The organism is Thermus brockianus (genome assembly GCF_021462505.1).
GTDB classification, from domain to species: domain Bacteria; phylum Deinococcota; class Deinococci; order Deinococcales; family Thermaceae; genus Thermus; species Thermus hydrothermalis.
In genome coordinates, this window is record NZ_JAKEDV010000010.1 from 35,934 (window position 1) to 52,974 (window position 17,041).

Annotated in this window: 18 protein-coding genes and 1 CRISPR repeat array; of the genes, 1 reads left to right on the top strand and 17 read right to left on the bottom strand. The window is 66.6% G+C overall.

Annotation, left to right across the window (positions count from 1 at the left end; translation table 11 throughout):
- Positions 1 to 87 precede the first annotated feature (87 nt).
- Both rpmF and LXN00_RS11110 read right to left on the bottom strand, forming a co-directional pair.
- Positions 88 to 270 (bottom strand): 50S ribosomal protein L32, encoded by a 183-nt coding sequence (gene rpmF / locus LXN00_RS11105; protein ID WP_015716502.1) that lies wholly within the window; start codon positions 268 to 270, stop codon positions 88 to 90.
- 60 nt (positions 271 to 330) lie between these two features.
- A complete protein-coding gene (locus LXN00_RS11110) occupies positions 331 to 867 on the bottom strand; it encodes a DUF177 domain-containing protein (RefSeq protein ID WP_234508232.1) in 537 nt (178 codons plus the stop codon).
- A 411-nt stretch (positions 868 to 1,278) separates the two neighbouring features.
- A CRISPR array of direct repeats spans positions 1,279 to 1,617; the repeat unit is 37 nt; unit sequence GTTGCAAGAGATGCTTCCCCGTAAGGGGATTGCGACA.
- 120 nt (positions 1,618 to 1,737) lie between these two features.
- On the opposite strand from LXN00_RS11110, the gene rocF reads away from it, so the two are divergent.
- Complete coding sequence (gene rocF, locus LXN00_RS11115) at positions 1,738 to 2,613, top strand: arginase (protein WP_071677365.1); 876 nt, start codon at positions 1,738 to 1,740, stop codon at positions 2,611 to 2,613.
- Here rocF and LXN00_RS11120 read toward each other — a convergent pair.
- The 15 genes from LXN00_RS11120 to LXN00_RS11190 all read right to left on the bottom strand — a co-directional run bounded on the left by LXN00_RS11120 (position 2,610) and on the right by LXN00_RS11190 (position 16,968).
- Positions 2,610 to 2,990, bottom strand: a complete 381-nt coding sequence (locus tag LXN00_RS11120) for a hypothetical protein (RefSeq protein ID WP_234508234.1) — start codon at positions 2,988 to 2,990, stop codon at positions 2,610 to 2,612. The genes rocF and LXN00_RS11120 overlap by 4 nt on opposite strands.
- Positions 2,991 to 3,065: 75 nt before the next feature.
- On the bottom strand, positions 3,066 to 4,346 hold the full coding sequence (locus LXN00_RS11125; RefSeq protein ID WP_234508235.1) for an NADH-quinone oxidoreductase subunit N: 1,281 nt from the start codon (positions 4,344 to 4,346) through the stop codon (positions 3,066 to 3,068).
- Complete coding sequence (locus LXN00_RS11130; protein ID WP_234508237.1) at positions 4,343 to 5,752, bottom strand: complex I subunit 4 family protein; 1,410 nt, start codon at positions 5,750 to 5,752, stop codon at positions 4,343 to 4,345. The genes LXN00_RS11125 and LXN00_RS11130 overlap by 4 nt, the downstream gene beginning before the upstream one ends.
- Positions 5,746 to 7,566 (bottom strand): NADH-quinone oxidoreductase subunit L, encoded by a 1,821-nt coding sequence (nuoL, locus tag LXN00_RS11135; protein WP_234508239.1) that lies wholly within the window; start codon positions 7,564 to 7,566, stop codon positions 5,746 to 5,748. Before nuoL ends, LXN00_RS11130 begins: the two co-directional genes overlap by 7 nt.
- A gap of 2 nt (positions 7,567 to 7,568) precedes the next feature.
- A complete protein-coding gene (gene nuoK, locus LXN00_RS11140; protein ID WP_071677369.1) occupies positions 7,569 to 7,856 on the bottom strand; it encodes an NADH-quinone oxidoreductase subunit NuoK in 288 nt (95 codons plus the stop codon).
- Positions 7,853 to 8,386: an NADH-quinone oxidoreductase subunit J gene (locus LXN00_RS11145; protein WP_234508241.1), complete on the bottom strand. Its 534-nt coding sequence runs from the start codon at positions 8,384 to 8,386 to the stop codon at positions 7,853 to 7,855. The genes nuoK and LXN00_RS11145 overlap by 4 nt, the downstream gene beginning before the upstream one ends.
- Positions 8,383 to 8,931: an NADH-quinone oxidoreductase subunit NuoI gene (gene nuoI, locus LXN00_RS11150; RefSeq protein WP_039455593.1), complete on the bottom strand. Its 549-nt coding sequence runs from the start codon at positions 8,929 to 8,931 to the stop codon at positions 8,383 to 8,385. The genes LXN00_RS11145 and nuoI overlap by 4 nt, the downstream gene beginning before the upstream one ends.
- On the bottom strand, positions 8,928 to 9,992 hold the full coding sequence (gene nuoH / locus LXN00_RS11155; RefSeq protein ID WP_234508313.1) for an NADH-quinone oxidoreductase subunit NuoH: 1,065 nt from the start codon (positions 9,990 to 9,992) through the stop codon (positions 8,928 to 8,930). The genes nuoI and nuoH overlap by 4 nt, the downstream gene beginning before the upstream one ends.
- A gap of 23 nt (positions 9,993 to 10,015) precedes the next feature.
- Complete coding sequence (gene nuoG / locus LXN00_RS11160) at positions 10,016 to 12,367, bottom strand: NADH-quinone oxidoreductase subunit NuoG (RefSeq protein WP_234508243.1); 2,352 nt, start codon at positions 12,365 to 12,367, stop codon at positions 10,016 to 10,018.
- A gap of 2 nt (positions 12,368 to 12,369) precedes the next feature.
- Complete coding sequence (nuoF, locus tag LXN00_RS11165) at positions 12,370 to 13,683, bottom strand: NADH-quinone oxidoreductase subunit NuoF (RefSeq protein ID WP_234508244.1); 1,314 nt, start codon at positions 13,681 to 13,683, stop codon at positions 12,370 to 12,372.
- Positions 13,680 to 14,225: an NADH-quinone oxidoreductase subunit NuoE gene (nuoE, locus tag LXN00_RS11170; RefSeq protein WP_234508246.1), complete on the bottom strand. Its 546-nt coding sequence runs from the start codon at positions 14,223 to 14,225 to the stop codon at positions 13,680 to 13,682. The genes nuoF and nuoE overlap by 4 nt, the downstream gene beginning before the upstream one ends.
- Positions 14,226 to 14,234: 9 nt before the next feature.
- Positions 14,235 to 15,452: an NADH dehydrogenase (quinone) subunit D gene (gene nuoD, locus LXN00_RS11175; RefSeq protein WP_234508248.1), complete on the bottom strand. Its 1,218-nt coding sequence runs from the start codon at positions 15,450 to 15,452 to the stop codon at positions 14,235 to 14,237.
- Entirely contained in the window at positions 15,449 to 16,069 is a 621-nt protein-coding gene (locus LXN00_RS11180; protein WP_234508250.1) for an NADH-quinone oxidoreductase subunit C, read from the bottom strand. Before LXN00_RS11180 ends, nuoD begins: the two co-directional genes overlap by 4 nt.
- A 3-nt stretch (positions 16,070 to 16,072) precedes the next feature.
- Positions 16,073 to 16,618 carry a NuoB/complex I 20 kDa subunit family protein gene (locus LXN00_RS11185; protein ID WP_071677376.1) on the bottom strand — a complete coding sequence of 182 codons (546 nt, stop codon included), beginning with the start codon at positions 16,616 to 16,618 and terminating at the stop codon, positions 16,073 to 16,075.
- Positions 16,609 to 16,968, bottom strand: coding sequence for an NADH-quinone oxidoreductase subunit A (locus tag LXN00_RS11190; protein WP_234508252.1), 360 nt, complete (start codon positions 16,966 to 16,968; stop codon positions 16,609 to 16,611). The genes LXN00_RS11185 and LXN00_RS11190 overlap by 10 nt, the downstream gene beginning before the upstream one ends.
- Between the last annotated feature and the right edge of the window lie 73 nt (positions 16,969 to 17,041).

Sequence of the window (17,041 nt, forward strand, 5' to 3'; positions counted from 1 at the left end):
CGACCTCCCGTCATGGGCTTTACTATACTCGCGCCCATGAAAAAAGTTGAGGCCCCGGAGAGCCGGGGCTTGGGGATTGAACGGGGTCTAAACCTCTAGGACCTTGCGCCCGTCGTAGTAGCCGCACTCCGGGCAAACGGTGTGCGGGGGCTTCATCGCCTTGCACTCGGGGCAGGGAACCAGGGTCGGGGGGGTTAGGGCGTGGTGGCTCCGACGCGCGTCCCGCCGGGCCTTGGAGGTTTTCTTCTTGGGTACCGGGTGCTTCGCCATCTCCAATCCTCCGTGGGGGGCCTTGGCCCCCGCTAAACCCCTGGTAGTATAGCAGACCCGCTAGAGTTCGGGAAGGAGGTCCTTAAGCCCCGTGAAGGGGTGGGAGAGCCCCACCTCGTGGCCGCAGTCCACCAGGTTGCGGTCGGCCCCGCACACCGGGCAAAGCCCCTTGCACCCCTCCTCGCACAGCACGGTGTAGGGCATCTCCGTGACGAAGGCCTCCGTGAGGAAGGGGAGGAGGTCCAGGTCGGGAAGGCCAAAGGTGTAGTACTCCTCCTCTTCCTCCTCGTGGAAGACCACCTCCTTCAGGCCCTCCTGGTAGCGGAGGAGGTGCTGGAAGTGGGCGTGGACGTGGGTGGGGGTGGGCTTGAGGCAACGGCGGCACTCCATGAGGACCACCCCTTCCACCTCGCCGGAAAGCCAGTACTCTTGGCCGCCCACGGCGGACACCGCCACCTTCCAGTTGGCCTCGCCCTGCAAGGGGAAGTGCTCCTCGCCCACATGGAAGGCCTCCCGCACCACGCCTGCGGCCCGGGCGGTGCCTCCTTCCTTCAAAAGGCGGGCTAGGTTAATGCTGGTCACCTCGCGCTGTTCCATCCTTACAAGTATAGCGCCTTTAGGGCGGATTTCCTAGCCTGACGGGCCAGGGGCTACCCGCGGCGATGGTCACTTGACACGATGGAAAGGGCGCGCCTTTCGCTTTCACATGGTATAGCGAGCCCTTGAAGGGCCCTCGTCCGTCTTTTTTGGACCGCGTCAAGCGTTACGGTGAAGTGCTAGAATGGGGGTACCGGCACCCGCCGGAGGGCATCTTGACAAACGGTTTTCCCCTTGCGCAAGGGCTTTATGCGCTTTGGCCCTCTCATCGCCCGTTCCCCATGCGCCTGCCTAACAGCATAAACCCCCAAAAATGGCCCTTATACGGCGTGTGCATATTCCAGACTTCATCTTTCTCAGAAAACCCCCTCCGGAGCATGCCCTCCAGGACGCTATTCCTAAGGGGTTGCCGTTGCAAGAGATGCTTCCCCGTAAGGGGATTGCGACAAGATTTTTCTAGAGGCGTAGGAGTAAATGAAAGCCAGGTTGCAAGAGATGCTTCCCCGTAAGGGGATTGCGACACTTCGGAGGACGCCCTTACCACGCGCCCGTTCGCCCCGAGTTGCAAGAGATGCTTCCCCGTAAGGGGATTGCGACAGGTAGGGCACCCCGTACCCACCCCATACCTCCTGATAAGTTGCAAGAGATGCTTCCCCGTAAGGGGATTGCGACTGTCCTCCCAGGGTAAAGGGTGTCTACCTAGCCGATAACCGGTTACAAGAGATGCTTCCCCGTAAGGGGATTGACGCTGTCTTGCCCTGCCCCCAGGCCCCTCGTGCCGCTTTGGGTGGCCCCGTGCGGGTCTGGGGCGGGGTGGTTTGGGCTTGCGGGCATAAACTTCCCGGGCAACGCATAGGGCTTTCTGCTACCATGCCCCCCATGGAACGGGTAGCGGTGGTTGGGGTGCCCATGGACCTGGGGGCGGGAAGGCGCGGGGTGGACATGGGGCCTTCCGCCCTGCGCTACGCCCGGCTTTTGGAGGAACTGGAAGCCTTGGGCTACCTGGTGGAGGACTTAGGGGACGTGCGGGTGCCCGTGGCGGAAACCCTTAGGGGGCGCAAGGGGCCCTACCTGGAGGAGATCCGCCAGGCGGCCCTGGACCTAAAGGAGAGGCTTCGCGCCTTGCCCGAAGGGGTTTTCCCCATCGTCCTTGGGGGGGACCACTCCCTTTCCATGGGCTCGGTTTCCGGCGTGGCCAAGGGGCGGCTTGGGGTTATCTGGGTGGACGCCCACGCCGACTTCAACACCCCGGAGACGAGCCCTTCCGGGAACATCCACGGCATGCCCCTGGCGGTGCTCTCCGGGCTAGGCTACACCCGGCTCACGGAGGTTTTCCAGGCGGTGGACCCCAGGGACGTGGTCCTCATCGGGGTGCGGAGCCTGGACCCCGGGGAGAGGCGGCTTCTGCGGGAGATGGGGGTCAGGGTCTACACCATGCACGAGGTGGACCGCCTGGGCATCGCCCGCATTGCCGAGGAGGCCTTGGCCTACCTGGACGGCCTACCCCTGCACGTTTCCCTGGATGCGGACGTCCTGGACCCCACCCTGGCCCCCGGGGTGGGCACCCCGGTGCCGGGAGGGCTTACCTACCGGGAGGCCCACCTCCTCATGGAAATCCTCGCCCAGACCGGGCGGGTGCGAAGCCTGGACCTGGTGGAGGTGAACCCCATCCTGGACGAGCGGAACCGCACGGCGGAGATGATGGTGGGCCTGGCTTTGAGCCTTTTGGGCAAGCGCATCCTCTAGGGGACCCTGGCCCGAAGGGCTTCCCCAAGGCGGCTTCCCTGGAGAAAGGCCTGGCGCAGGCGGGCGTAGCTGGGGCGGCGCTTGCGGTAAAGGAGGGGCTCGAGGGCGCCCCTCGCCCACTCGCTCACCAAAACGGGGAAGTCCAGGCCCGTGTCCAGGAAGTAGTTTTCCGCTTCCCGCCACGCCCCCTCCAGGCGGCGGAAGAGGGCGGCGAGGTCCTTAGGGGGCGGGGCCTCGGGCCAGAGGAAGCCGCTCGCCACGCCCAAAAGCCACGCCCCCCGGATGCCCTTGGGGAGGCCTTGGGCCAAAAGCCGCACCCCCGCTAAGGGGTCTTCCTCCCATAGCTCTGGGGACAAGGGGGCTAAGGGGTCCTCCACGTTTCCCTTCACTTTACCCAAGCCCCAAAAAGGGCACAAGGGGGGCCAAGGCCCCCCTTGGGATGCCGCATGGACCTAGCCCGCCGCCAGGGCGGGAAGAACGGTTCCCGGGAAAAGCCCGAGGAGGAGGAGGAAAAGGGCCACCAAAAGGGCCACGTTCCGGGCCAGGGGCCTGGGGGCGGCTTCCGCCTCGCCCTTTTGGAAGACCATGAGGGCCAGGCCCAGGTAGTAGTAGGCGCTCACGGCGCTCGTGAGGAGGGCCAGGACCAAAAGCCCCCACTGCCCCGCCTTGGCCGCCTCCGTGAAGACCAGGTACTTCCCCCAGAAGCCCGCCAAGGGGGGTAGGCCCAGGAGGGAGAGGGCGGCCACGAAGAGGCTTAGGCCCAGGAGGGGGTCCTTGTGGAAGAGGCCCTTGAGGCGCTCCAGGGGCACCTGGTCCGGGGAAACCTCCGAGAGCACGGCGAAGGCCAGGCCCGTGGCCAGGACGTAGGTGAGGAGGTAAAAGCCCAAGGCCTGGGCGTTCCCGGTATAAAGGGCCAGGGCCATGTACCCGGCGTGGGCGATGGAGGAGTAGGCGAGAAGCCTCTTGGCCTCCTTCTGGCTCAGGGCGGCCAGGTTGCCGATGAGCACGGAAAGGGCCACGAGGAGGGCCAAAGCGTCCCCCGCCCCTGGGGCCACCACCCGGAGGAGGGCGGCGAAGGCGGCGGCCTTCACCCCCGTGGCCATGAAGAGGACCACCGGGGTGGGGCTACCCTGGTAGACGTCCGGGGTCCAGAAGTGGAAGGGGGCCAGGGCCACCTTGAAGCCGAGCCCCACCAGGAGGAGGGCCAAGGCCAGGGCGTAGAGGGGGCCTTCCCCGGGGGTGCCCGCCAGGAGGCTTCCCGTGGCCCCGTAGAAGAGGGCGGTGCCGTAGAGGAAGAAGGCGGCGGCCAAGGCCCCCAGGAGGAAGTACTTGAGGGCCGCCTCGAGGCCCGCCCCCCGCCGCCAGGTGGCGAGGGCGTAGAGGGGAAGGGAGAGGGCCTCGAGGGCCACCAGCATCAGGACCAGGTTCTTGGTGGAGGCGAGGAGGTGCATCCCCGTGGCGGCGTAGAGGACGAGCAGGTAGAACTCAAAGCGCCGGGTGCGCACGAGCCCCACGGTCCAAAGGGCCCCCAGGAGGGCGAGGAGGGTGAAGGCCCGGGAAACGCCGTCCACCTGGTAAGGCCCAAAGGCCTCCGCCCGCCCCCAGGTGAGGAGGAGGGCAAATAGCCCCAGGGAAAGCCCCAGGATGGTGAGCCGCTTGAAGGCGGGGACGGAGACGAAAAAGCCTAGAAGGGTGAGGACCACCGAGAAGCCGGCCAGCACCAAAAGCGTCATGCGCCACCTCCGAGGATGCGGGCGAAGGCCTCCGCCAAGGGCCTAAGGCCCTGTAGGAAAAAGCCCGGGAAGACGCCCAGGAGGACCAAGGCCAAAACGGCCAGAAGGGCGAAGGGCCACTCTTCCCCCCCAAGGTCCGCCACCTGCCTCCCCTCCTCCTCCCAGAAGGTCTTCTGGAAGGCGGTGAGGGCGTAGGCGGCGGAGGCGATCACCGAGAGGAAGGCGAAACCCGCAAGCCAGGGGCTCGCCTTGTAGGCCCCAAGCAGGGTCATGAGCTCCCCGGGGAAGCCGGCGAGGCCGGGAAGCCCCACCATGGCGAGGAAGAGGAAGAGGGCCAAGGCGGCAAGCCCCGGGGCGCTATGGGAGAGGCCCCGGTAGCGCCCGATCTCCAGGGTGTGAAGCCTTTCATAAAGCCGCCCCGCCAAGAGGAAAAGCCCCCCCGTGTAGACGCCGCTCGCCGCCAGGAGGTAGAGCCCCCCTAGGGCCCCTTCCGGGGTCCCGGAGAAGACCCCTAAAGCCGCCACCCCCATGTGGGAAACCCCGGCGTAGGCGAGGAGGGTCTTGAAGTCCTTGGCGGAGAAGGCCACCCAGGCCCCATAGACCGCGGAAAGGGCCGCCAGGAAGAGGAGAAGCCCCTGGAGCTCGGCGAAGCCCTCGGGGGCTAGGGGGATGGCGTAGCGGAAGAAGGCGAAGACCCCCACCTTGTACAGGGTGCCCATGGCGTCCGCCAGGCCCGAGGGGTGGTTTTCCCGGTGGAAGAGGGGAAGCCAGGCGTGCACCGGGAAGAGGGGCGTCTTGATGGCGAAGGCCAAGGCGAAGCCCAGGAAGACCCAGAGGGCGGCCTCGCCCCGCACGGGGTGGGCGAGGAGGTCCTTTAGGAGGAAGGTGGGGCTTCCCCCCAAGGCCTTCACCGCCAGGATGGCGGCCAGCATGGGCAAGGAGCCCACCAGGGTGAAGAGGAGGAAGGTGTAGATGGCCCTGACCCTGCCTTCTCCCCCGTAGAAGAGGAGCATGAGGAGGGCGGGGATCAGGGCCGCCTCAAAGAAGAGGTAGAAGACCACCAGGTCCTGGGCGGAGAAGAGGCCCAGAAGGAGCCCTTCCATGAGGAGGGCGAGGCCCAAAAACCGCCCCTCCACCCGGGCCACGAGGGCCCCCAGGAGGACGGTGAGCCCCACCGTGAGGAAGAAGAGGGCGGAAAGCCCGTCCAGGGCGAAGGCCCAGTAGACCCCCGCCCCCGGCAGGAGGGGCAGGCTTACGGCGAAGCTTTCCCCGCCCCTTTGGGCCAGGAAAAGAGCCAGGTTCAGGGCGAAGGAGGCCAAGGCCCCCAGGACCCCCAAGGCCCTAGGGGCGCCCAAGAGGAGGAGCACCCCAAAGAGGATGGGTAGGAGGATGGCCAAGACTACCACCGCATCACCCCCAGGAGGACAAGGACGCCCAGCACGAAGAGGAGGGCGTACACCCTAAGGTAGCCCGCCTGGAGCCGGGCCACGCCCTGCCCCAGGTCCCGCACCGCACCCCCAAGGCCAAAGTACCCCTTGAGGAGCCCGAAATCCCCCTGAAGGAGGGCTTCGGCCAGGGCCTTCAGGGGGTTCACCAGGAGGGCGTTATAGATCTGGTCCACGTAGAAGCTTTCCCGGCTCGCCCGCTCAAAGGCCAGGTACCAGGCGGGGAAGGTTTTCCGTTGGAAGAAGGTGTAGCCGAGCCAAAGCCCCAGTAGGGCCACCAGGGCGGAGAGGGCGATGAGGCCCCACTCGGCCCCCAAGGAGAGGTGGTGGGCCTCCACCTCCGCCAAAGCCGGCTTCAGGAAGGGCTCCAGCACATTGGGCAGGGGATGGGGCAGGGCCAGGTAGCCCGCAAGCACCGAGCCCAGGGCCAGGAGGTGGTTGGGCCAAAGCATCACCGCCGGGGCCTCGTGGGGGTGGTGGTGGCCCCTTTCCTCCCCCAGGAAGACCAGGACGAACCAGCGCATGGCGTACATGGCGGTGAGGACCGCCACCAAGAGCGCCCCCACGTAGAAGCCCACCCCGCCGAAGGGGTAGGTGAGGGTGGCGGTGAGGATGGCGTCCTTGGACCAGAAGCCCGAAAGGAGGGGTAAGCCCCCCAGGGCTAGGGCGCCGATGAGCCCGTGCCAACGGGTCAGGGGCAGGTGCCGCCAGAGCCCGCCCATCCGGCGCACGTCCTGTTCCCCGCCCAGGGCGTGGATCACGCTCCCCGAGGCCAGGAAGAGGAGGGCCTTGAAGAAGGCGTGGGTGAAGACGTGGAAGAGCGCCACCCAGTAGGCCCCCACCCCCGCCGCCAGGAACATGTACCCGAGCTGGCTGATGGTGGAGTAGGCCACGATTTTCTTGATGTCGGTCTGCCCGAAGGCGGAAAGGGCCCCGTAGAAGGCGGTGAGGAGGCCGATGACGGCGATGGCGTAGGAAACGTCGGGCAGAACGCTATAGAGGAAGGAGCTCCGGGCGATGAGGTAAACCCCGGCGGTCACCATGGTGGCGGCGTGGATGAGGGCGGAAACCGGGGTGGGGCCGGCCATGGCGTCGGGAAGCCAGACCATGAGGGGCACCTGGGCGCTTTTCCCCACGGCCCCCAGGAAGAGGAAAAGCCCCGCCAGGGCCAGGAGGGAGGGGTTCTTCAGGGGGCCTTCCAAGGCCTCCTTGAGCTCGGAGATGGAGAGCGTCCCATAGAGGGCCCAGAGGATGGCCATGCCCAGGAGGAAGCCCAGGTCGCCGATGCGGTTCACGATGAAGGCCTTGCGGGCGCTATCGGCGTACTGGGCGTTCTTGTACCAGAAGCCGATGAGGAGGAAGCTCGCCAGGCCCACCCCTTCCCAGCCGATGAACATCACCGGGTAGCTATCCGCCAGGACCAGGGTGAGCATCATGGCGATGAAGAGGTTGAAGTAGGCGAAGAAGCGGCTATAGCCCGGGTCCCCGTGCATGTAGCCGATGGCGTAGACGTGGATGAGGAAGCCCACCCCGGTGACGATGAGGAGCATGAAGCCCGAGAGGTTGTCCAAAAGGAGGCTAAAGGGGATGCCGGGAAGCCACTCCGCCTCAAAGCGGGCCCCACCTCCAAGGAGGAGGCCCACGCCCACCAGGAAGGAGAGGAGCACGAGGGCGGAGGCGATGACCCCGGGAAGGGGTTCCCGCATCCGTTTGCCGAAAAGCCCCAGGAGGGCAAAGCCCAAAAGGGGCAGGAGGATGGTGGATAGAAGCGCCATGCTTACCCCCTAAGCTCCGATAGGTCGTCCACCGCGGTGCTTTCCCGGTGGCGGAAGATGGCCACGATGAGTCCGAGGCCCACCGCCACCTCCGCGGCGGCGATGGCGATGACCATGAGGGCGGCCACCTGCCCTTCCAGTCCATGGGCCTTGGCGAAGCCCACCAGGGAAAGGTTGGCGGCGTTCAGCATGAGCTCAATGGAGAGGAAGACCAGGATGGCGGTCCTGCGGGTGAGGACGCCATAGACCCCGAGGGCGAAGAGGAGGGCGGAGGCGAAAAGGTAGCTCATCGGAGCACCTCCTCCTTGCGCTCTTCGGGGCGCAGGGCGTCTAGGGGACGGCTGGGTTGCACCAAGGCCACCGCCACCACCGTGGCCGCCATGAGGAGGAAGCCCACGGCGAGGAGCACGAGGAGCCAGTCCCCGTAGAGGAGGGGGCCCAAGGCCTGGGGAAGCCCTCCCTGTAGGTCCTGGGTGAGGGCGAGCTTCAGGCCCAAGAGCCCGGAGAGGAGGACCCCCGCCACCCCGAGGGAGAGGAGGGCGGCCAGGGGCTTGGAGCGCACCAAGGGGTCAAAGCCCACCTCGCCTTGGGCGGCGAAGAGGAGCATGATGACGAAAAGGAAGAGGACCACGATGGCCCCGGCGTAGACGATGATCTGGATGAACCCGAGAAAGCGGGCGTCCAGGGCCACGTACACCCCGGCCAGGACCAGGAAGTTGGCGATGAGGGCCAAGGCAGCGTGGATGGCGTTTCTCAGGGTTACCACTAGAAACCCGGTGGCGAGGAGCAAAAGGATGGCCAAGGCTTCCCAGGGGCTCACTTTTTTCCTCCTTCCGTGGGGGCCTTGAAGCCCTCCAGCTCGGGCCGCACGTAGGGCACCACGTAGCCGGGCTTCACCGCCTTCCCGGTCATCTTGGCCTCGCGCCGCTGGGGTTTGGTGCCCACCACGTCCACCAGCATGTCCTCCTTGCCGTAGATGAGGTCGGAGTACTGGTAGTCCGCCATCTCAAAGTCGTAGCCGAGGACGATGGCCCCCGTGGGGCAGGCCTCCTCGCAGAGGCCGCAGAAGATGCACCGGAGCATGTTGATCTCGTAGACCTTGGCGTAGCGCTCCCCGGCGGAGACGGGGTTTTCCGGGTCGTTCTCGGCGGGTTCCACGTAGATGGCGTAGGCGGGGCAGGCGGCGGCGCAGAGGGAGCAGCCGATGCACTTCTCCAGGCCGTTGGGGTGGCGGGTGAGGACGTGCCGCCCGTGGAAGCGGGGCTTTAGGGCCACGGGGGCGTCGGGGTAGGGGACGGTCACCGGCTTGGAGAAGAGGTACTTCAGGGTGATGCCGAGGCTTTGCGCTAGGGCTTTTAGGGTCATGCGCCACCTCCTTTGCGCACGGGCTTGGGGCTATAGAAGAAGGCCCCGAGGAGGGCGAGGAAGCTTAGGGCGGAGAGGTAGACGAGGTAGACCCGGGGCAGGTCCAGGGCCACCACCAAGGCGGTGACCAGGAACCAGAAAAGGGCCACGGGGAAGAGGAACCCCCAGCCGAAGCGCAGAAGCTGGTCGTAGCGGAGGCGGAACCAGGTGGCCCGGATCCAGATGAAGAAGAAGAGGAAGAAGGCGATCTTGAGGAACATCCAGAGGTAGGGGACGTTGAAGAAGGGCATGGTCCAGCCCCCCAGGAAGAGGGTGGGGATGAGGGCGCTTGCGGTGATGAAGTGGATGTACTCCGTCATCTGGAAAAGCGCCCACTTGATGGAGCTATATTCCGTGTGGTAGCCGCCCACCAGCTCCTGTTCCGCCTCGGGGAGGTCAAAGGGGGTGCGGGCGGCCTCGGCCAGGGCGGCGATGGCGTAGACCAAGAAGGCGGGGAAGGCGTAGAGGAAAAGCCAGCCGTTTTCCTTTTGCCAGTTGACGATGTCGTTCAGGTTGAGGCTCCCCACCAAAAGCACCGGGGCGAGGAGGGCGATGCCGAGGCCGAGCTCGTAGGAGATGAGGCTTGCGGAGGAGCGCAAGGACCCCAGGAGGCTATACTTGCTCCCCGAGGCCCACCCCGCCAGGAAGATGCCGTAGATGGCCATCTCGCTCACGGCGAAGAGGTAGAGGATCCCCAGGTCCAGGTTGACCACCCAGGGGTGGAAGCCGAAGAAGCTCCCTGGCGGGCCGAAGGGGATGGCGCCGAAGGCCAGGAGGGCGAAGACCACCCCGAGGAGGGGCGCGAGGACGAAGAGGACCTTGTCGGCGCGCTCCACCACCAGGTCTTCCTTGAAGATGCTCTTGATGGCGTCGGCGATGGGCTGGAAGAGGCCGAGGGGTCCCACCCGGTTCGGGCCCATGCGGATCTGGAAGCGGGCGAGGAGCCTCCTTTCAATGAGGGTCATGAAGGCGAAGGCGGTGAGGAGGCCCACCACCACCAAAAGGGCCTTTAGGGCCACCATCCAGTAGGGGTCCAGGGGGTAGTTCACGCTTCACCTCCTGTGGGGACCAGGATTTTGGCCTCCAACCTTCTAGCGGCGAAGGGACCCAGGGCGGAGAGGTAGTAAAGGCCCTTGGGCACGTCCTCCCGGTGGACCACCCGGGCCTTTTGCGGGCCTAGGGGGGTTTCCACCTCCACCAAGGCCCCGTCTAAGAGGGCCTCGAGGCGGGCCGTTTCCGGGTGGACCCAAAGCTCGGGGGAGGCGGCCTCCTTCGCCTTGCCCACGGCCTGGTGGGCCTTCCACATGGTGGGGCGCAGGTAGAGGTTGCCCTTTTCCTCCTTGGGCCTGAGGGCTTTGGTGCGGAAGGGGTAAAGGCCCATGGCCTCGGGCACCTTCTTGGCCTTAAGCTCCCGCTCGGCCTCCAGGTGGAGCCGGAAGGGAGGCCGCACCCCCAGGGCCTCCGCCAGGAGGGCGAGGACCTGGAGGGCCCCTTCCGCCTCCCCGTTCTCCATGGGGGCGGGGGAGAGGGGAAGGACGCGGCCTTCCAGGTTCAGGATGTGCCCCCGCTTCTCGTAGAAGGTGGGGGCGGGCAGGACCACGTGGGCGTAGCGCTCGGCCAGGGGGTGGAGGTGGCTTAGGTGCAGGACCACGAAGCGCTTCCCCTTGAGGGCCTCCTCCGGGGGCACGAAGCCGTAGTAGGCGTAGGGGGCCCCGGGCTCGTCCCAGGCGGCCCCCTTCTCCTTGGGCCAGACCCCCATGGCCTCGAGGCCCCGGGCGTTGGCGGCGGGGGTCATGGCGAGGACCTTGGCCCCCTTGCGCTCGGCGAGGAGCCTGGCCCGTTCCGCCGCCACCGCGTCCTGCAGGACCCCCGCCCCCAGGATGAGCACGGGGCGCTCGGCCCGCTCAAAGGCCTCCTTGGCTTGCCGCACCGCCTCGCTTCCCTCCTTCTCCCCCAGGAGGGCGAGGAGGATCTCCCGCTCCTCCCCGGGGGCGTGCACCTCCTGGATGGCGGCCCAGCGCATGAGGGGGGCGCGGTAGGGGGCGAAGAGGGCCATCTTGTCCTTCCTGCGGGGCATCCTTTCCTTGATCTGCAGGTCGGCGAAGGGGGTGCCGTGGCTAAAGCGGTAGGGGGGCTTGAGGTCCCGCACGAACTCGGAGAGGCGGAGGTGGAGGATGGGGGCCTCCTCCGTGGGGTCCCCGAGGACCAGGGCGAAGTCCGCCCGGAGAAGGTCCTCCAGGGTGGCGGCGGGGTAGAGGCTTGCCGGGGCGGCGGTGCGGCCCTGGAAGTCCAGGTGGGGCGTGGAGAGGACCCGGGCCAGCTCGGCGGCCATGAGGCCCTCCTCGAGGGTGGCGTCCCCCGCGAGGTAAAGCCCCACCTCCTCCCCCTTGGCCCCTTTCAGGCCCTCCTTCAGGGCGAGGAAGGCCTCCTCCCAGGTGGCCTCCACAAGCCTCCCCTCCTTGCGCACCAGGGGGGTCTTGAGGCGGCGGGTGTCCGCCCACTCGTGGCCGAACCGGCCCGCATCGCAGAGCCAGATCTCGTTGACCTCGGGCACCTCCCGGGCGCGGATGCGCAAAAGCTCCCCGCTCCGGGTATCCGCCGTGATGCCGCACCCCACGGGGCAGAGGGCGCAGGTGGTGGGGGTTTCCTCCATCTCCCAGTTGCGGGCGCGGAAGCGGGCGGTGAGGTCCAAAAGGGCCCCCACGGGGCAGATGTCCGTGATGTTCCCGGAAAAGCCCGAGGGGAGGCCGAAGTCCAGGGTGCCGATGAAGGTGTGCACCCCCCGCTCAATGAAGTCCAGGACCTCGTCCCCGGGGACCTCCTCAAAGTAGCGCACGCACCGCTTGCAGTGGATGCACCGCTCCCGGTCCAGGATCACGAAGGGGGAGAGGGGGTGGTGCTTGTCCTCGTGGCGGCGGGTGAACTCAAAGCGGGTGTAGACGGGAAGCTCCAAGGGGTCTTTTTGGTAGTACTTCTCGTAGAGCCCGTACTCCACCGTGCGGTCCTGGAGCTCGCAGGCCCCTCCCTTGTCGCAGGTGGGGCAGTCCAGGGGGTGGTTGAGGAGGGTAAACTCCACCATCCCCGCCTGGGCCTCCCGCACCACCTCGGAAAGGGTGTCCACCACCATGCCCTCGGCCACGGCGGTGACGCAGCTTGCCGCCAGTTTGGGTTGCCACTGGATCTCGGGCTCGCCCTTTTCGTTCAAGAGGGGCTTCCCGTCGGGGCCCCGCTTGGGCAGGCCGATGCGCACCAGGCACATGCGGCAGGCCCCGATGGGGGAGAGGTGCTTTTCCGAGCAGAAAAGGGGGACGTCGTACCCCGCATGGAAGACAGCGTCCATAACGCTCGTCCCCGGGGGCACTTCCACCACGCGGTCGTTGACCTTGACCCTAACCACCTTCACCTCCAAAGGCTCGGCCTAGGCACGGGGCGTTTCTCCCGGGCCAGGGCGAGGTACTGGTCCTTGAAGTGCTTCAAGGAGCCTTTCACCGGCCAGACGGCGGCGTCCGCCAAGGGGCAGAAGCTCCGGCCCTCAATGAGGGGAAGGAGGGCTTCCAGGGTTTCCACGTCCTTCTCCTCCCCTTGCCCCGTGCCGATTTTGGCGAAGAGGTTCACCATGAACCCCGCCACCCCTTCCCGGCACGGCGTGCACTTGCCGCAGGACTCGTGGGCGTAGAAGCGGGTCACGTTCCACATGGCGTCCACCATGCTCACCCGCTCGGGGATGAGGATCACCCCCCCGGTGCCCAGCATGGAGCCCTTGGCCTGCAGGTGCTCGTAGCTCATGGGGGTATCCAGAACCTCGTCCGTGAAGGGCAAGGGTGGGGTGGAGGACCCGCCGGGGATGAGGGCCTGGATGGGCTCCAAGGGTCCCCCCGCCCACTCGTAGATGAGCTCCCGCAGGGTGGTGCCCATGGGAAGCTCGTAGACCCCGGGGCGCCGCACGGGGCCGGAGATCTGGTAGAGCTTCATCCCCTTGGACTGCTCCGTGCCCATCTGGGCGAACCAGTCCGCCCCCCGTTCCAGGATGGGGACCACCGAGGCCAGGGTTTCCACGTTGTTGATGGTGGTGGGTTTGCCCCAAAGCCCCGCCTGGGCGGGGAAGGGGGGCTTGAGGCGGGGGTTGGCCCGAAGGCCTTCCAAGGAGTTCATGAGGGCGGTCTCCTCCCCGCAGATGTAGGCCCCCGCCCCGCGGTGCACGTGGACGTCAAAGGAGAAGTCCGTGCCGAAGAGGTTTGGCCCCAGATAGCCCCGGGCCCTGGCCTCCCGGATGGCGGCCTCGAGGCGGTCCGCCGCCCGCCGGTACTCCCCCCGCACGTAGATGTAGCCCACCGTGGCCCGGATGGCGTAGCCGGCGATGATCATCCCCTCTAGGAGGAGGTGGGGGACGTCCTCCAGGATGTAGCGGTCCTTGAAGCTACCGGGCTCGGACTCGTCGGCGTTGCAGATGAGGTAGTGCTGTTGCCCGTCCTTGGGCATGAAGCTCCACTTAAGCCCCGTGGGAAAGCCCGCCCCGCCCCGGCCCCGTAGCCCCGAGCGCTTCACCTCCTCTATGACCTCTTCCGGGGTCTTCTCCTTTAGGACCCGCTTGGCCGTCTCGTATCCCCCGTGCTTCAGGTAGTAGTCCAGGGTCCAGCTGCCCTCCTTGCCCACGTGGGCGTAGAGGGTGCGTTCAAACCGGGGGTCTTTTCCGGAAACGATGGGCCCGGTCATACCTCCACCTCGTGCACGTGGTGGCCGCACCGGCCGGGAAGCTCAATCTCCTCAAGCCGCTTCCCCGCCTTCAGGCCCTCCAAAAGGGCCTGAAGCCTGGCCCGGGTCACGCACTCCACGTAGGGCTCGTCGTTCACCTGGACCACGGGGGCGGTGTGGCAGCTTCCCAGGCACTCCACCTTCTGCACGCTAAAGAGCCCGTCCGGGGTCACCTCCCCGGGGCCGATGCCCAGGGTTTCCGTGAGGTAGTCCCAAAGCTCGTCCGCCCCGGCGAGCTTGCAGCTTAGCGTGGCGCAGACCTGCAGGTGGTACCGCCCCGTGGGCACGAACTGGTAGTAGGAGTAGAAGCTCGCCACCCCCATGACCTCCGTGGGGGTGGTGCCCACCAGGCGGGCGATCTCCTCTACCCGTTCGGGGCGGATCCAGCCCTCCTCCTGCTGCACCCGCCTTAAAAGGGGCATGATGGCCGCCCGCCGCCCCTCGGGCGGGTACTTGGCGAAGGTTTCCTCCAGGAAGTCCTGCTTGTCGTCAAAGAAGCCCATCTTCCCTCCTTAGCGGTCCACGTCGCCCATGACCGGGTCCAGGCTGGCGATGATGGCCACCAGGTCCGGCACCTGCTCGCCTTTGGAGGCGTAGGGCAGGCTTTGCAGGTTGACAAAGCTGGGGGCCCGCACCTTCACCCGGTAGGGCATGCTTCCGCCGTCGGAAACGATGTAGTAGCCGAGCTCCCCCCGGGCCGACTCCGTGGGGACGTACACCTCGCCCTTGGGGGGGTGGAAGCCTTCGGTGTAGTGCTTGAAGTGGTAGATGACCGCCTCCATGGAGGTTTCCAGGAGGTGGCGGGGGGGTGGGGTGATCTGGGGGTTGGGGTCGCGGACGGGCCCGGGCTCGAGGCGCTCCAGGGCCTGCCGGATGATCTTCACCGACTCCCGCATCTCCCGGATGCGGATGATCATCCGGTCAAACACGTCCCCATGCTCGCCCAGGGGCACGTCAAACTGGTAGGTCTCGTACCCGGCGTAGGGGTAGGCCTTCCGCACGTCGTAGTTCACCCCGCTCGCCCGCAAGGAGCCCCCGGTGAGGCCCAGGTTGATGGCCACCTCGGGGGGGATCACCCCCACGCCCCGCGCCCTTTCGTAGAAGATGGGGCTTTCGGCGAAGAGGGCCTCGTACTCGTCAATGCGGTGGGGCATGACCTCCAGGAACTTCTTGAGCTCGGGGACGAACTCCTCGGGCAGGTCCTCCTTGACCCCGCCGATGCGGATGTAGTTGTGGTGGAAGCGTTGGCCCGTGACCCACTCAAAGAGGTCCAGGATGGTTTCCCGCTCGCGGAAGGCGTAGAAGAAGGGGGTGAGGGCCCCGAGGTCCAAAAGGCCCGTGCCCAGGAAGACCAAGTGGCTCGCCAGGCGGGAAAGCTCGTTGAGGATGATGCGGATGGTCTGGGCCCGAGGGGGGACCACCGCCCCCACCAGCTTCTCCGCCGCCAGGGCGTAGGCCAGGTCGTGGGCAAAGGAGTGGAGGTAGTCCATCCGGGGCGTATACGTGATGACCTGCGTATACGTCCGGTTCTCCATGTTCTTCTCAAAGCCCGTGTGGAGGTAGCCGATGTGGGGGACGAGGTCCAAGACCTCCTCGCCCGAGAGCGTCACCACCACCCGCAAGACCCCGTGGGTGGAGGGGTGCTGCGGGCCCACGTTCAGGGTCATGACCTCGGTGCGGAGCTCTTTGGGCTCCTCCAGGGTTTCCACCGGGTCCAGGTAGTCCTTCATTTGACCTCCTTGGCCTTGGTCAGGTCGGCCCAAAGGGACCGGTAGCCCTTGCGGCTACCCCCCTTGTAGAGGGTGAGGCCGGGGTTCTTGCCGGTGATGGCCGCCCGGAACTCGCTCGGCACGATGAAGCGCCCCTCGCGGAAGAGGGTGGGGGTTTCCCCCAGGGGGAAGTCCTTGCGCAAGGGGTGGCCCTCGAGGTCCTCCGGGGTGAGGATCTTGCGCAGGTCGGGGTGCCCCTCAAAGACGATGCCGAACATGTCGTAGACCTCCCTTTCCAGGAAGTTGGCGCTCCCCCAGAGGTCGGTCACCGTGGGCAGCCTGGGGTCCTTCTCCGGCACGTAGACCCGGACGAAGAAGCGGCTCCCATCCCCGTCCTTCCACCCCGGCAGGGAGACGAGCTCGTAGACCACGGCGAAGCGCTCGGGGCGGGGGTCGGGGTATTCCAGGTAGTCTATGCCCACGATGTCCGCCAGGTAGTTGAAGCCCATCTCCTTGTACCGGGCCATCTCCCCTTTGAAGGCCTCGCGGGGCAGGACCACCCAGAGGTTGCCGAGGCCGTTGTCCTCCACGGGGTAGCCCTTGGCCCGGGCATCGTCTAAAACGCTATGAAGCCGCACGCTTCACCCCCTTGCCCGCTGCCAAGCGGCCACGGGCGGAAGCTTCCGCCCCTTCTCGTCGTAGGCCTGGCCGCGGACCTTCTTCTGGAGTTGCATCACGGCGTAGATGAGGGCCTCGGGGCGCGGGGGGCAACCCGGCACGTACACGTCCACGGGCACCACGGAGTCCACGTTCTGCACGATGGCGTAGTTGTTGAACATCCCCCCAGAGCTGGCGCAGGCTCCCATGGAGATCACCCACTTGGGGTCGGGCATCTGCTCCCAGACCCGGCGCATCACCGGGGCCATCTTCTTGGATAGCCGCCCGGCCACGATCATCACGTCCGCCTGGCGGGGGCTTGCCCGGAAGACCTCGCTGCCGAAGCGGGCGAGGTCGTTGCGGGCGTCGGTGGAGGCCATCATCTCAATGGCGCAACAGGCGAGGCCGAAGGTGGCGGGCCACAGGGAGTTGGACCTCCCCCAGGCCACCAGCTTCTCCAAGGTGGTGAAGAGGATCCCCTCCCGCTCTAACTCCTGGACGTCCCGTTCAAACAGGTCCTTCAATGCCACCGCATCACCCCCTTCCACCACTCGTAGAGGAAGCCCACGAAGAGGAGCAGGGTGAAGGCCAAGACCCCCAGGAAGCCCCACAGCCCAAGCCCCCCAGCGCTCACGGCGTAGGGCCAGAGGAAGGCCACCTCCACGTCAAAGAGGATGAAGAGCATGGCCACCACGTAGAAGTGGATGGGAAAGCGCTTCACCTCTCCCGCAGGGTCGTTCCCCGACTCGTAGGGCATGAGCTTGGCCCTGCCCGGCTTCTTGGGGCCAAGAAGAGCCCCCACCACCAGGGCCGCCACCCCGATGAAGAGGGCCACCCCTAGGTAGATGAGGACGTTCACGTACTCCGCGATCGGCGCCAAGGTCCCCTCCTTTCGTGCATCTCTTCACGAGGCGGGGACCCAAAACCCCACGAAGCCCCGCCTCATTTCCCGC